14 protein-coding genes are annotated in these 14211 nt (G+C 65.7%); 11 read left to right on the top strand and 3 right to left on the bottom strand.

The window, feature by feature from the left end:
• Positions 1-35 precede the first annotated feature (35 nt).
• From JANGC3_RS0126725 to JANGC3_RS0126700, 6 genes are all read left to right on the top strand, one after another.
• On the top strand, positions 36-989 hold the full coding sequence (locus JANGC3_RS0126725) for a GlxA family transcriptional regulator (RefSeq protein WP_026133566.1): 954 nt from the start codon (positions 36-38) through the stop codon (positions 987-989).
• Between the two features lie 99 nt (positions 990-1088).
• The gene (locus JANGC3_RS0126720) at positions 1089-2117 is read left to right on the top strand and encodes an arginine N-succinyltransferase (protein WP_026133565.1); all 1029 of its coding nucleotides are present in this window, start codon (positions 1089-1091) and stop codon (positions 2115-2117) included.
• Between the two features lie 535 nt (positions 2118-2652).
• Positions 2653-3417 (top strand): ABC transporter substrate-binding protein, encoded by a 765-nt coding sequence (locus JANGC3_RS0126715; protein ID WP_017879564.1) that lies wholly within the window; start codon positions 2653-2655, stop codon positions 3415-3417.
• A 119-nt stretch (positions 3418-3536) separates the two neighbouring features.
• Positions 3537-4235: an amino acid ABC transporter permease gene (locus JANGC3_RS0126710; protein WP_081612050.1), complete on the top strand. Its 699-nt coding sequence runs from the start codon at positions 3537-3539 to the stop codon at positions 4233-4235.
• Between the two features lie 18 nt (positions 4236-4253).
• On the top strand, positions 4254-5039 hold the full coding sequence (locus tag JANGC3_RS0126705; protein ID WP_017879562.1) for an amino acid ABC transporter ATP-binding protein: 786 nt from the start codon (positions 4254-4256) through the stop codon (positions 5037-5039).
• 65 nt (positions 5040-5104) lie between these two features.
• Positions 5105-6547 carry a DcaP family trimeric outer membrane transporter gene (locus JANGC3_RS0126700; protein ID WP_017879561.1) on the top strand — a complete coding sequence of 481 codons (1443 nt, stop codon included), beginning with the start codon at positions 5105-5107 and terminating at the stop codon, positions 6545-6547.
• Positions 6548-6685: 138 nt separating this feature from the next.
• Here JANGC3_RS0126700 and bfr read toward each other — a convergent pair whose 3' ends face one another.
• Positions 6686-7156: a bacterioferritin gene (bfr, locus tag JANGC3_RS0126695; protein WP_017879560.1), complete on the bottom strand. Its 471-nt coding sequence runs from the start codon at positions 7154-7156 to the stop codon at positions 6686-6688.
• Between the two features lie 334 nt (positions 7157-7490).
• Between bfr and JANGC3_RS0126690 the strand changes: the two genes are divergently transcribed.
• Both JANGC3_RS0126690 and JANGC3_RS0126685 read left to right on the top strand, forming a co-directional pair.
• Positions 7491-9806, top strand: coding sequence for a TonB-dependent receptor (locus tag JANGC3_RS0126690; protein ID WP_017879559.1), 2316 nt, complete (start codon positions 7491-7493; stop codon positions 9804-9806).
• Between the two features lie 99 nt (positions 9807-9905).
• Complete coding sequence (locus tag JANGC3_RS0126685) at positions 9906-10583, top strand: Fe2+-dependent dioxygenase (RefSeq protein ID WP_017879558.1); 678 nt, start codon at positions 9906-9908, stop codon at positions 10581-10583.
• A gap of 171 nt (positions 10584-10754) precedes the next feature.
• Here JANGC3_RS0126685 and JANGC3_RS0126680 read toward each other — a convergent pair whose 3' ends face one another.
• Entirely contained in the window at positions 10755-11459 is a 705-nt protein-coding gene (locus tag JANGC3_RS0126680; protein ID WP_017879557.1) for an energy transducer TonB, read from the bottom strand.
• An 8-nt stretch (positions 11460-11467) separates the two neighbouring features.
• Positions 11468-11626, bottom strand: coding sequence for a hypothetical protein (locus tag JANGC3_RS0126675; RefSeq protein WP_017879556.1), 159 nt, complete (start codon positions 11624-11626; stop codon positions 11468-11470).
• Between JANGC3_RS0126675 and JANGC3_RS33995 the strand changes: the two genes are divergently transcribed.
• From JANGC3_RS33995 to feoB, 3 genes are all read left to right on the top strand, one after another.
• Positions 11558-11950, top strand: coding sequence for a hypothetical protein (locus JANGC3_RS33995; protein WP_232429832.1), 393 nt, complete (start codon positions 11558-11560; stop codon positions 11948-11950). The genes JANGC3_RS0126675 and JANGC3_RS33995 overlap by 69 nt on opposite strands.
• Before the next feature lie 92 nt (positions 11951-12042).
• The gene (locus JANGC3_RS0126670) at positions 12043-12315 is read left to right on the top strand and encodes a FeoA family protein (protein WP_017879555.1); all 273 of its coding nucleotides are present in this window, start codon (positions 12043-12045) and stop codon (positions 12313-12315) included.
• 2 nt (positions 12316-12317) lie between these two features.
• Positions 12318-14210 carry a ferrous iron transporter B gene (gene feoB / locus JANGC3_RS0126665; RefSeq protein WP_017879554.1) on the top strand — a complete coding sequence of 631 codons (1893 nt, stop codon included), beginning with the start codon at positions 12318-12320 and terminating at the stop codon, positions 14208-14210.
• The last annotated feature ends 1 nt before the right edge of the window (position 14211 follow it).

Below are 14211 nucleotides of genomic sequence, written 5' to 3'. Positions count from 1 at the left end.
TATCGAATTCAAGGAAGTGAGTGCCCGCCCGCGCCATGCCATTTACCAGTTTATCCACCCTCAAGCTTGAAGCGCCGTTGCGCATCCTGCTGATCAACGCCGGCGGCCCGTTTTCGGTGACGCTGGCGGGGTTGGCGCATCCGCTGCGCCTGGCCGCCAAAATCCTCGGGCCGCAACGCCTGCTGGTCGAGGTGGTGGAGGCCGGCGCCGCGCTGGCGGCCGCGGCGGAGCGCCAGCGCGAACGCTGGCACATCGCGTTGCTGGTGGCCGACGAGGACGCCGCCGCGCTGGCGCCCGAGCAGTGCCGCCAGTTGATCGAGCGCGGCGCCCAGGCGCAGTTCTGGGGCGCGGTCGGCGCGCCGGTGCTGTGGCTGGCGCGCGCCGGCGCGCTGGATGGCTTGCGCGTGGCCTTGCCATGGACCTTGTACCCGGACGCCCACGACATCGGCGCGCGGGTGATCCTGACGCCGAACCTGTTCGAAATGGACGGCAAGCGCCTGAGCTGCTGCGGCGGCGCCGTCAGCATCGACTTCGCGCTGACGCTGTTGCAAGCCTGCTACGGCACGCCGCTGCAATCGCAGATCAAGGAGTTGCTGTGCGTCGACCGCATCCGCGGCCACGCCGAGCGCCAGCGTTTCGCGCTGCAGGCGCGCTTCGGCACGCTGCAACCGAAGCTGTCGGAGGCGGTCATGCTGATGGAGGCCAACATCGAGGAGCCGTTGACGACCGACGACGTCGCCAACCTGGTCGGCATTTCGCGGCGCCAGCTCGAGCGCCTGTTCAAACAATACCTCGGCAGCGTGCCGTCGCGCTACTACCTGGAGCTGCGCCTGCAGCGGGCGCGCCAGTTGCTGATGGATTCCAGCCACTCCATCGTCCAGGTGGGCCTGATCTGCGGCTTTTCGTCGGGCTCGCATTTTTCGACCGCCTTCAGCGCGCTGTTCGGCATTTCGCCGCGCGAGGAGCGCCAGCGCAAGCTGCTGCTGTGAGGCCGCGTCCGGCCGCAAAGTGAAAGTCGCCGTCGCGCCGGCGCATGCGCCGGCGCCGGCGTTTTTTTATAATAGACACCCCGGCATTGGAGTTGTCCCATGTATATAGTTCGCCCCGTTGAAATGCGCGATATCGCGGCGCTGGAGTCGCTCGCCGGCGTGGCCACGCCGTGGATGCACACGCTGCCGAAAACCCGCGAGGCGATCGCCCGCTCGGTCGAGCATTCAATCGCCTCGTTCGCCACCCAGGTCGACATTCCCAGCGAAGAGTCGTATATCTTCGTGCTGGAGGACGGCGCCGACGGCAGCATCGCCGGCTCGGCGGCGATATCGGCGATCGCCGGCTCGAACGGCACCTACTTCGCGTTTCGCAACGACGCCGTGCAGCAAGTCTCGCGCGACCTCAACATCAGCCACAGCATCCATGCGCTGACGCTGTGTTCGGAGCTGACCGGGCATTCGCAGCTGTCGAGCTTTGCCGTGCGCGACTGGCGCAGCGTCGGCCCCGGGGCGGCGCTGCTGTCGCGCGCGCGCCTGCTGTTCGCCGCCGCCGCGCCGCAGCGCTTCGGCGACCGCTTCTTCGTCGCGCTGGCCGGCGCCACCGGCGCCAACGGCGCCTCGCCGTTCTGGGACGCGATCGGGCGCAAATTCTTCCAGATGGACTTCATGGAGGCCGAGCGGGTCGTCGAGGGCGCCCGCAACCGCACCCTGATCGTCGAGCTGATGCCGCACTACCAGGTCTACGTGCCGCTGCTGCCGTCCGACGCCCAGGGCGCCATGGGCCGCGTCCATCCCGAGGGCGAGGCGGCCTTGCGCATGCTGGCGCAGGAGGGCTTCGAGCCGGGCCAGCACATCGACATCTTCGACGGCGGCCCGATCCTGCAGGCGCACAAGAACGCGCTGCGCTCGTTCTCGTCGTCGATGCCGCGGCGCGTCGAGGCGGCCGGGCCGGCCGGCGACCAGCCCGGGCGCAACTACGTGGTCGGCAGCGTCGGCGACGGCACCTTCCGCGCCGTCATGCTGGCCTGCCCGGCGCTGGAGCACGGCGACAACGTCGCGCTGCCGCCCGAGGCGATGCGCAGCCTGGGCGTGGCCCCGGGCGCGCGCGTCATCTGCGTGCGCGTATAGCGCGCGGGGAACCCGGGGTTGGGGTCGGACCCTCCGGGTACGCCCTGGTTTTTTTCACCGCACACAGCAAAACCAAGCAAAAGCAAAGGCTGGGGGCCAGACCCCGAGGGGCCGGCCCCGTGCTCGCGCCGGCGTCGCAGCGTCGGCAGTTGTTTTTTGGAACGCAGGGCCGCCGCGCCGGCCGGCGCAACTGGCGGTGCGGGCCGAAAGGCTTTATCATCGCCGTCGATTTGTCTTATGATGGGTTGTCTATACCGGCGCGGCGCCCTGTCTGTGGCTGCGCCGCAACAGACGATCTTTTTTTTCGACGCCGTCGGGCCGCCGCCGCCGGGCGGGGGGGCAAGCGCCTCCCCCGTGCCGTCCGGCGGACCGCCGCCGGTGTCTCATTTTCGTAAGATGAGGTCGCGCCCATGGTTTGAGGACTTCCCGGTAGCTGTTGTAATAGCACCAGTAGTTGCTAATTGCAGGGAACAATCAAAACACAAGAAGTACACTAAAGTGTACTAAACAGCAATTCTTTCAGTAGGGGGGACATATGAAGAGTTTGAAAATTTTGGCAGTCGCTATCGCCAGTCTGGTCGTCGGCGCGTCCGCGCAGGCCCGCACGTATGACGAGATCAAGGCCGACGGCAAGATCATCATCGCCACCGAGGGTGCCTATCCTCCGTTCAACTATTTCCAGGGTTCCAAGCTGACCGGTTTCGAAGTCGAACTGGGCGACGCCATCGCCAAGAAAATGGGCTTGGCCGTCGAATGGAAATCGCTGTCCTTCGACGCCCTGCTGGCCGGCTTGCGCCAGGACCGCTGGGACGTCGTCATCGCCTCGTTCGGCATCACGCCGGACCGCGCCAAGGCCGTCACCTTCACCAGCCCGCACTATTGCAGCGGCGGCGTGATCGTCTCGAAAGACCCGGCCGTGCACAGCGTCGAGACGCTGGCCGGCAAGACCGTGTCGGTGCAGACCGGTTCGACCTACTTTGAAAACGTCAAGAAAGTGGCCGGCGTCAAGGAAGTGAAAAACTTCCCGCAAGATACCGACGCCCGCGCCGCGCTGGTCAACGGCCGCGTCGACGCCTGGGTCAGCGACCGTTTCGTGGTCAAGAACGCGCTGGCGACGAACGCCTCCGGCGGCCTGAAAATGGGCGACTACCTGTTCGTCGAAAAAGTCGCCGCCGCGATCAAAAAGGGCAACGCGCCGCTGGCCGCCGCCTACGACAAGGCGCTGGCCGAATTGATGGCCGACGGCAGCTACAAGGCGCTCTCCGAAAAATATTTGCAAGAAGACATTCGCTGCAAGTAAGCAACAAGTAACGCAGCGTTTATTGTCACCGTCAGGAGAGTCAGTTGAAATCAGCAAGCACATTTTTGCCTGCCGGCTGGTCGCGCGAGCGACGCAGCGCGGTCACCATCGCCCTGGCCATGTTCGCCATGGTCGCCTTCCTGTGGTTGATGGCCATTCCGCTAAGCTGGTTGCCTAGCCCGATCGGCCCGGCCGCGCAGCAGTTCGCCGAAGGCGCCATGGTCACGGTGCAGTTGACCGCGATCGCCGGCCCGCTCGGCATCATCATCGGCATCATCGTCGCGCTGGCCAAGCTGTCGCGGGTGGCGCCGTTGCGCTGGGTCGCCAATTTCTACATTTGGGTGCTGCGCGGCACGCCGCTGCTGGTGCAAGTGTTGTTTGCCTTTAACCTGGAAGTGTTCGGCATCCGCCTGTCGGAGTTCAACGCCGCCGTGCTGGCGCTGTCGCTCAACGTCGGCGCCTACAACGCCGAGGCGATCCGCTCCGGCATCCTGGCCATCCACAAGGGCCAGACCGAGGCGGCCCGTTCGCTGGGGTTGAGCCCGTTCATGACCTTCCGCGACGTGGTGTTCCCGCAGAGCTTCCGCATCGCGCTGCCGCCGCTGGTCAACAACATCGTCTCGCTGCTGAAGGATTCCAGCCTGGCGTATGTGATTGGCGTGGTGGAATTGTCCAACATCGGCAACCGGGTCCAGTCGGCCTCGTTCGAACCGATTCCTGTGTTCCTGACGACCGCCTGCATCTACCTGATCATGACGTCGATCATGACGCAGATTTCCGGCGCGATCGAACGACAACTCGATGTGGAGCGTCACTAAATGAGCGGAGATAAAGACATGAATCTGGCAGACACGGCGCAGTTGCGCCGCGCCCCGCGCAGCGACGGCAAGGAACCGCTGATCGTCGCGCAAAACATCAACAAGCATTTCGGCAAGTTCCACGTGATCAAGGACGTCTCGACCGAGTTCTACCAGGGCGAGGTGGCCGTCATCATCGGCGCCTCCGGCTCCGGCAAGTCGACCTTCCTGCGCATGCTGAACCGGCTCGAAACGCACGACGCCGGCCGCATCGTCATCGACGGCATCGAACTGAACGCCGACTTGAAGCACATCGACGCGGTGCGCCGCGAAGTCGGCATGGTGTTCCAGAGCTTCAATCTGTTCCCGCACCTGACGGTGATGGACAACATTACGCTGGCGCCGCGGCGCCTGCGCAACGTTACCCGGGCCCAGGCCGAGGAGGCCGCGCTGGTCTTGCTGGCCAAGGTCGGCCTGGTCGAGCAGGCGCGCAAGTACCCGCACCAGATCTCCGGCGGCCAGGCGCAGCGCGTGGCCATCGCGCGGGCCCTGGCGATGCAGCCGAAAGTGATGCTGTTCGACGAGCCCACCAGCGCCCTCGATCCGGAAATGATCAAGGAAGTGCTGGACGTGATGAAGGACCTGGCGCGCTCGGGCATGACGATGATCGTCGTCACGCACGAGATGGGTTTCGCGCGCGAAGTGGCGGACCGGGTGGTGTTCTTTGAAAAGGGACAGATCCTGGCCGAGGCGCCGCCGGAAGAGTTCTTCGGCAATTCGCGCAACGAACGCATCCGCGCATTCCTGGGACAGATCGCCAACTAAGCGACCGGCGCGGCCCATAGCAGCAAGCAGCACCACCATAAAATACTAATTCAAGGGGACTTTTAATGAATTTGAAACACACCAGTCTGAGCGCGTCCATCGCGTTGATGTTCGCCGTCGTCGCCGCGCCGTCGCAAGCCCAGTCGGCCAAGGATTTCGCCGACATGCGCGCCGAAATCAAGCGCCTCGGCGACGAGCTGAAGGAACTCAAACAAGCCAAGGCCGCCGCCCCGGCCGCGGCGCCGGCCCCGGCCCCGGCCATTTCGAACGCCGAGCTGGCCGAGCGCGTCGAGCAGGTTGAACTGCGCGTCAAGGACGCCGTCGTCGGCGGCGACATCCCGAATTCCTCGCGCCTGCCCGGTTCGGACACCTCGGTGCGCCTGTACGGCTTCGCCGAGCTGAACATGGTCAAGGAGTTCAAGGGCGACAACGCCAACAACGACTACTCGACCTTCGCGCCGTACGCGCCGTTGAACGATTCCGCCGAAGGCCGCCGCAAGGGTGGCAACTACCTGCACGCGCGCACCTCGCGCTTCGGCATCGAGGCCAGCACGCCGACCCAGTACGGCCCGCTGAGCGTGAAGATCGAAGGCGACTTCAACAACGACCCGCGCACCGGCAACGCCGCCGTCTACGGCGACATCAAGAACATCTACACGCAGCAAGCGACGAATAGCTACAATTTCCGCCTGCGCCACGCTTACGGCCAGTTCGGCGGCCTGCTGGTGGGCCAGACCTGGTCGACCTTCATGGACGTCGACAACTCGCCCGAGACGGTCGACTTCAACGGCACCATCGGCGGCACGTTCATCCGCCAGCCGATGGTGCGCTACACCTACCCGACCAAGGACTACGGCAGCTTTACCGTCGCCGCCGAAAACGCCTCCAGCTATGTGCTGGAAGACGGCGCGGCGACGCCGAAGGGCTTCGCCAAGGTGCCGGACGTGGTCGCCCGTTGGGACAAGGGCTTCGGCTGGGGCGCCGTCAGCGTGCGCGCCGTCACCACCGAACACCGCCTCGACGACGGCGCCGACGTCAACCTGTCGAAGCGCGGCTATGGCTTCGCCGCCAGCAGCCTGTACAAAACCTTCGGCAGCGACTTCCTGACCGTCGGCGTGACCGGCGGCAGCGGCATCGGCCGCTACTTCAACTACATCGAAGGCGCGCTGTACGACGCGGCCAACAAGCGCATCCTGACCGAGAAAGCCCTGGGCCTGGTGCTCGGCTACCAGCACAAGCCGTCGGACACGCTGCGCTTTAACGGCTCGGTCGGCTACCAGCGCAACTATGACAACGCCTACACCGACTACGCCCGCGCCAACGGCCTCGACAGCGGCCAATACGCGGTCAACAGCAAGGTATGGCAGGCGCATCTGGGCTTCATCTGGAACCCGGTCAAGGGTGTCGACTTCGGCGCCGAGTACATCCTGGGCCGGCGCAAGACGCTGGCCGGCGAAGAGGGCGACCTGAGCCGCGTCAACCTGTCGGCCAAGTACAACTTCAACTGATCGCCGGCTTGAACGCGTAAAAAAGGGCTGGTGCGCAGATGCGCACCAGCCCTTTTTAATTGGATCTCCGCTTCGGGGACAGACCACGATTTTCGAGAAATATTTCTCGAAAATCGTGGTCTGTCCCCGGTGGCCGGCTTACTCGGCCATCTGGCTTTGCAGGTAGTTTTGCAGGCCGACCTTGGCGATCAGGTCGATCTGCGTTTCCAGCCAGTCGATGTGTTCCTCGGTGTCGTCGAGGATCATCAGGAACAGGTCGCGCGTGACGTAGTCGCCGGCTTTTTCGCAGGTGGCGATGCCTTCCTTGACGGTGGCGTGGGCGGCGCGTTCCAGCTTCAGGTCGCATTCCAGGATTTCCGGCGTGTTCTCGCCGATCAGCAGCTTGTGCAGCGCCTGCAGGTTCGGCAGGCCGTCGAGCATCAGGATGCGGTCGATCAGTTTGTCGGCGTGTTTCATTTCGCCGATCGATTCCTCGTATTCCTTCTTGCCCAATTTTTCCAGGCCCCAGTGGCGGTACATGCGCGCATGCAGGAAGTATTGGTTGATGGCGGACAGTTCGTTGGTGAGCTGTGCGTTGAGTAGACGGATGACTTCTTTATCGCCCTTCATGATGGCTTCCTAAAGTGGTGTTGAAAAGGGGATCGCGCCGTGGGCGCCGCGGGCGGCCGGGCCGCGTTGTCGCAGGGCCCGCAGGCCTCCCCGCATTGCAAGCATGATAGCGCAGATCGCCGCCGTTCCGCCGCCGCGCCGGGTATTTCGCCGCGCCGCGGCGGCGCCACCGTGAGAACACATCCCATTCTCAGGGGTTTAACAACAGAATCCGTGAGAATGTGTGAGTTTTACTTGCCGTGGCGAATGAAAATCATTATCATTCGCGTTTAAGGTGGCCGCATTCCGGTGGCCGGCAGCCGATTCCGTTACCTAATTCCATGGAGAAGTTTTAATGAGCTATATCAAGAGCCGCAAGCATCAGCCGGTCGCGGCGGGCACCGCCTTCGCCGCCTTCGCCACGCTGGCCATGCCGCTGGCGCTGCACGCGCAAACGGCCGGGCAGGCGCAGCAGATGCCTGAAGTGAAAATCACCGGCGGCGCCGAGCGCACCCTGCAGGCGCCGGTGAAATCGGCCTCGAACAAGCTCACCGCGCCGCTGCTGGACACGCCCAAATCGATCACCGTGATCACCGCCGACGTCATTTCGCAGACCGGCGCCGTGTCGCTGACGGACGCGCTGCGCACCGTGCCGGGTATCACCGTCGGCGCCGCCGAGGGCGGCAACCCGGTCGGCGACAACCTCTTCATCCGCGGCTACAACGCGCAGACCGACACCTACATCGACGGCATCCGCGACACCGGTTCGCAGTCGCGCGAAATCTTCGCGCTTGAGCAAATCGAAGTGGTCAAGGGTCCCAACTCGGCCTACGGCGGACGCTCGTCGGCCGGCGGCAGCGTCAACCTGATCAGCAAGACGCCGAAGGCGGACAACTTCATCAACGCCTCGGTCGGCCTGGGCAGCGCGCAATACCGCCGCGCCACCGTCGACGTCAACCGCAGCATCGACGACAACGTCGCGGTGCGCCTGAACGTCATGGGCCACGACGCCCACGTCGCCGGCCGCGATTTCGTCAACGGCAAGCGCTGGGGCGTGGCGCCGTCGGTCAGCTTCGGCATGCAGTCGCCGACCAAGGTCACGCTGAGCTACTACCACATGGAGTCGAGCGAGCTGCCCGACACCGGCCTGCCGTTCAACAACCCGTTCGCCACCGTCGGCACCAACACCGCCAAGCGCGCCGACATCGCCCTGAACGGCAACGGCACCCCGGTTTCCGTGCCGCGTTCGACCTTCTACGGCCTGACCAAGCGCGACTTCCGCGACACCCAGTCCGACATCGGCACCATCGACGTGCGCCACGAGTTCGGCGCCGGCCTGGTGCTGCGCAACGTGACGCGCTACGGCAGCACCGGCAACGACTACGTCTACACCCAGCCCGACGATTCGAAGGGCAACACGGTCAAGTACGGCACCGTCTGGCGCCGCGCCAACTCGCGCAACGTCACCGTCGACGGCCTGGCCAACGCGACCAGCCTGAGCGGCGAATTCAAGGCCGCCGGCGTCAAGCACAGCTTCACCACCGGCGTCGAGCTCAGCCGCGAGGAATCGGACCGCACCAGCTACCTGTTCGCGCCGGGCACCAACAACCCGCTGACCAACAGCTTCACCTGCCCGACCTCGGGCGCGGCCACGCTGTACAACTGCGCGCCGTTGCTGAACCCGAACGCCAACGATCCGTGGGTCTACAGCCGCAGCGAATCGCCGTCCCGCACCAACGTCGTCACCAACACCCGATCGGTGTACGCGTTCGACACCGTCGAGTTCAACCCGCAATGGTTGCTCAACGTCGGCGTGCGCTGGGACGGCTACCGCAGCGCGTTGACGGTGCCGTACTCGGTGGTCGGCACCACCACCACGCAGGCCGGCCGCGCCGACGTCCATTCCAACTTCGCCAGCTACCAGGCCGGCCTGGTCTACAAGCCGGCCGCCAACAGCAGCGTGTACCTGTCCTACGGCACCTCGTCCACCCCGGTCGGCAACGACGGCGGCGACGGCAACGACGCGGTGACGGCGGCGCTGAAAAACCTCAAGCCGCAGGACAGCCGCAACTTCGAGCTGGGCACCAAATGGGAAATCATGGCGCGCCGCCTGTCGGTCAGCGCCGCCTACTTCCGCAGCGAGATGAACAACGCCCGCACCACGGCGCCGGACGGCCAGCAGCAAAACGTCGGCAAGAAGAACGTCAACGGCGTCGAGTTCGGCGTCAGCGGCAGCCTGAGCAACAACTGGCAGGTGTTCGGCGGCTACACGCACCTGAACGCGGTGATCGGCGACAACGGCTACCTGAACACCGGCACCACCGCCGCGCCGGTCTACACCAAGTCGCCGTTCGACGGCAACCGCTTCCCGGGCACGCCGAAAGACAGCGCCTCGCTGTGGACCAGCTACCTGGTGCTGCCGGGCCTGACCGTGGGCGGCGGCGTGAACTACGTCAGCCAAGTGTTCGGCAACATCAACAACAACAAGTCGGTGCCGGGCTACACCCGTGTCGACGCGATGGCCAGCTACGTCGTCAACAAGAACGTGACGATGCGGTTGAACGTGCAGAACCTGGGTGATAAGCTGTACTTCGACAAGGTGTCGTCGCCGCACTACGCCGGCGTCGCCGCCGGCCGCAGCGCCACGCTGACGGCCAACTTGAAGTTCTAAGTGTCCCGACGCGCGGCACGCCGCGCGTTGCAGACCGAAAGGCACCGCCTGCGCCCGCAGCTGGTGCCTTTTCGCATTTCTATTTGAGGGGAATCGAGCATGATGTTGCACATACCCGGCGTGCTGACGCCGGAACAAGTCGCCCAGTTTCGCCAAAAGCTGGCCCGCTCCGACTGGATCGACGGCCGCGCCAGCGTCGGTTCGCAGGGCGCGCAGGTCAAGCGCAACCGGCAGTTGGCGGAGGGCTCGCCGCTGGCGCTGGAACTGGGCCAGGCGGTCAGCCGCGCGCTCGGCGCGCACCCGCTGTTCATCTCCGCCGTGCTGCCGCTGCGCATCCTGCCGCCGTACTTCAACAGCTACGCCGGCGGCGAGCATTACGGCATGCACATCGACGGCGCCATCCGCACCGCGCTGGGCGGCGCGCCGATGCGCGCGGACGTCTCGACGACGCTGTTCCTGAGCCAGCCGGACGAATACGAGGGCGGCGAACTGGTGGTGCTGGACGCCTACGGCAGCCACGAGGTGAAGCTGCCGGCCGGCGACGCCATCGTCTACCCGTCGAGCAGCGTGCACCGCGTGATGCCGGTCACCGGCGGCGAGCGGGTCTGCTCCTTCCTGTGGAGCCAAAGCATGGTGCGCGACGACGCCAGGCGCGCCATGCTGTTCGAGCTCGACCAGAACATCCAGCACCTGCGCGGCGCCCACGGCGACGGCGAGGCGATGGTCGGCCTGGCCGGGCACTACCACAACCTGTTGCGGCTCTGGGCCGAGGTGTAGGCGGCATGGCGCCAACGCGGGTTTCGTACGCGGGTTGGCGGCGCTGAACATCAACCAAAGGCAAGGGCCGCGGTCCGACCCCGGGCTTACGCTGTTGGTGTTGATTTGGACGTAAAAAAATCCGCAGCCCCGGGCGGGGCTGCGGATGCGGGCGGCGCGACGCGCCCGTATTTAGCTCAGCTGGAAGTTCAGCGGCACGATGACGAACACCGGTACCGCCTTGCCGTTTTCGAACAGCGGTTTGAACAGCGCGCGCAGGGCGGCTTTGCGGCCGGCCTCGTCGAGGTTGGCGAAGCCCGACGATTTTTGCACCGTCACCTGTTCCGCCAGGCCGCGTTCGTTGATCAGGATGCGCAGCACCACGGTGCCGCTCTCGCCCAGGCGGCGCGAGATGCTCGGGTAGACCGGTTCCGGCGCCCTCACGTACTCGACGCTGGAGACGGTGCGCGGGGTGGCTGGCGCCGGCGCCGGGGCCGGCGGCGCGGCGACGGCGACCGGCGCGGCCGGGGCGGGCGCCACTTCGGCCGGCGGCTGCGCCACGGTAATGGTTGGCTCCGCCGGCGCCAGCGCCAGTTGCGGCAGCGGCGGCACGATCGCCCGCTGTTGCGGCGCGCTCAGTTGCAGCGTTTTCGGCGGCGCCGGCGGCGCCGGCTTCGGCGGCGGCGGCGGCGCGACGAAGCTGACCATCATGACTTCGGGCAGGGCGGCGTGCACAACCTGGCGCAGCATGCCGTTTTGCAGCGCGTAGAACAGGCCCACGTGCAGCACGATGATCGACGCCAGCGGGGCGAATTTGCGCCCCTTGAGCTTCAGGGTGGCCAACAGGTCCTGGTACCGGCCGCTGTCGGCGCGGGGCGTCATCGTCATCGTGTTCATTGCGATCCTTATGTCGTCATTGCCGGGCGTTGCAACACGCGCTCCTGCAAGGTGGTTTGACTGTTGATATGTTCGTGTAAAACCTCTTTGGCGCAGCTGTGGCATTTGCCGCAGCAGGTCGCCACGCCCAGGTCGCGGCGCAGTTCGGCCATCGTGTTCAGGCCCAAATCAACGGCTTGGCGGATTTCGCGATCAGATATGTTGTTGCAGACACATACAATCATCGGTGCACCTTCTGGCTAGATAAAGTCAAGGGAGAGTCGATGCCGCAGAGGCATTGTTGCTACTGTTTTAATGAGAATCATTATCATTACGTTTTGCATTGTCCCGCAATTGAAAAAATTTTGCAAGCGATTTTGATGCGTGCGGCCGGCGTCGGCGCGGGCCGCGCGTGGCCGCTGTTGTACGGGCGCAGCAGATTGTCCGGCGGGGCGGGCCGGCACCCGGTGCGGCGGTCCGCAAATAGAAACAATTCGCATTACCGTTTATAATAGCCACAGTTCGCTCCAGATGTTCCCGCTTGCCGGTTTTGCCGCGGCAGGCCATGGGTGCGCCCTCTATCCACTTAATGGAAGCTTCGCCCATGACCCTCGCGCCGACCCTGACCACCCTCGATGCCTTAGCGGCCGGCAAGAGCGGCACCGTGATCCACGTCGCGCCGACCGCGCCGGGCCAGCTCGACGACGGCGTCGACCTGGCGCGCCGGCTGATGGAACTGGGCTTCGTGCCGGGCGAGCGCATCCGCATGCTGAAACGCGGCATGCCGGGCGGCGACCCGCTCGCCGTCAAGGTTGGCAACGCCACCTTCGCGCTGCGCCGCTTCGAGGCGGCCTGTATCTCGATTCAACCGGAATAAGCATGGGCGCCATCGACAAAACGCTGCAGGCGGCGGCGCGGATGCCGCTGATCGCGCTGTTGGGCAATCCCAACTGCGGCAAGACCGCGCTGTTCAACCGCCTGACCGGCTCGCGCCAGAAGGTGGCCAACTACGCCGGCGTGACGATCGAGCGCAAGCAGGGTAGTTTCATCTCGCCGGCCGGGCGCGCCTTCAGCGTGCTCGACCTGCCGGGCGCCTACAGCCTGTCGGCCACCACGCCGGACGAGGCCATCACCCGCGACGTCGTCGCCGGCCTGCGCGCCGGCGAGCGCGCGCCCGAGGCGATCGTCTGCGTCGTCGACGCCACCAATTTGCGCCTGAACCTGCGCCTGGTGCTGGAGATCAAGCGGCTTGGCCTGCCGATGCTGCTGGCGCTGAACATGGTCGACGTGGCCAAGAAGCGCGGCATCGTCATCGACGCCGACAAGCTGGCGCAGGAACTCGGCATGACGGTCGTCGAGACCGTGGCGGTGCAGGGCGGCGGCGAGAAGTCGCTGCTGCGCGCGCTCGACGCGATGCTGCCGCTGCCGAACGCGCCCGCCAAGGCGCTGTCGGCGATCGACGCCGTGACGGTCGAGGAAACCCAGCGCGAGGTGCGGCGCATCCTGGCCGTGGTCAGCAACGACACGCGCGACACCGGCAACCTGAGCGAGAAAATCGACGACGTCGTGCTGCACCCGGTGCTGGGGCCGGTCATCCTGGCGCTGCTGATGTTCCTGGTGTTCCAGGCCGTCTTCACGTGGGCGGCGACGCCGATGGAAATGATCACCGCCGGCGTCGAGGGCCTGGGCGCGCAACTGGCCGCGCACATGTCCGAGGGCGTGCTGCGCAGCCTGCTGGTGGAGGGCGTGCTGGGCGGCGTCGGCAGCGTGCTGGTGTTCCTGCCGCAGATTTTGATCCTGTTCTTCTTCATCCTGGTGCTCGAGGATTGCGGCTACCTGCCGCGCGCCGCCTTCCTGCTGGACCGGCTGATGGGCGGGGTCGGCCTGTCCGGGCGCGCCTTCATTCCGCTGCTGTCGAGCTTTGCCTGCGCGATCCCCGGCGTGATGGCCGCGCGCACCATCCAGAACCCGCGCGACCGCCTGGTGACGATCATGATCGCGCCGTTGATGACGTGCTCGGCGCGCCTGCCGGTGTACGCGCTGATCATCGCCGCCTTCATCCCCGAGCGCGAGCTGGCCGGCTTCCTCAGCCTGCAGGGGGTGGTGCTGTTCGCGCTGTACTTCGCCGGCATTGCCGCGGCGATGGCGGTGGCCTGGGTGATGAAGCGCTTCATGGGCGGCGGCCGCCAGCATCCGCTGATGCTGGAGCTGCCCAGCTACCACTGGCCGCACCTGCGCAACCTGGCCGTCGGCCTGTGGGAGCGCGCCAAGATCTTCCTGACGCGGGTCGGCACCATTATCCTGACCTTGATGATACTGCTGTGGTTCCTCAGCAGCTTCCCCGGCGCGCCCGACGGCGCCACCCATCCGCCCATCTATTACAGCCTGGCCGGCCTGCTGGGCCGCGCGCTGGAAGTGGTGTTCGCGCCGATCGGCTTCAACTGGCAGATTTGCATCGCGCTGGTGCCGGGCATGGCCGCGCGCGAAGTGGCCGTCGGCGCCCTCGGCACCGTCTACGCGCTGTCGCAGACCGGCGACGCGCTGGCCACCTCGCTGGAGCCGCTGATCGCCCAGACCTGGTCGATGGCGACCGCGCTGTCGCTGCTGGCCTGGTATGTGTTCGCGCCGCAGTGCCTGTCCACGCTCAGCGTGGTCAAGCGCGAAACCAACAGCTGGCGCTACCCCTTGCTGATGGCCGGCTACATGTTCGCGCTGGCCTACGGCGCCTCGTTCCTGACCTACCGCGCCGCCCTGTTCTTCACCGGAGCCTAAT

This window comes from Janthinobacterium sp. CG3 (assembly GCF_000344615.1).
GTDB lineage: Bacteria > Pseudomonadota > Gammaproteobacteria > Burkholderiales > Burkholderiaceae_D > Janthinobacterium.
The sequence above is the reverse complement of the archived record's forward strand: the minus strand, read 5'-3'. Positions and strand labels throughout refer to the sequence as shown.